1 pseudogene is annotated in these 432 nt (G+C 80.8%); it reads left to right on the top strand.

From position 1 onward, the window contains the following. A pseudogene (locus tag VR44_RS26010) lies at positions 1-432 on the top strand (hypothetical protein); the annotation flags it as partial.

Genomic DNA, 432 nt, shown 5'->3' with positions numbered 1-432 from the left:
CACGAGCGAAGGGGCGTCGGACGCCGCCACGGCGTCGCCGCCCACGAACCGGGACGGAGAGCCCGCCGCGCGGGAAGCCGCGCAGGACACGGAACCACGGGCCGCCGGCACGCTCACCCCGACCGGGCGCAAGCAGGCCGACACCGACGAGCCGGCCGCGGCGGAGGCGACGGGTTCCGCCGCGCCGAACACCCCGGCCCGGCGGGAGCCGGCCGTTGCCGAGGCCGGGCCGGGTACTGGCACGGCATCGGCCGGGGCCCAGGAGGAGGACCGCGCCGTACCCGACGCGCCGGACGCCGCCGTCACCCCGTCAGGGGCGGGCGCTCCGGCGGAGGAAGAGACCCGCTCCGGCGAGACCCGCGCCGCCGGCCGGGGTGCCTCCGGCCGACCCGGGTCCGTGAAGGCGGAGGACGCCGCCGCGGAGGACCGGAC

This window comes from Streptomyces katrae (assembly GCF_000966975.1).
In the GTDB taxonomy this organism is placed as follows: domain Bacteria; phylum Actinomycetota; class Actinomycetes; order Streptomycetales; family Streptomycetaceae; genus Streptomyces; species Streptomyces katrae.
This window is presented reverse-complemented; position numbering and strand designations above follow the sequence as displayed.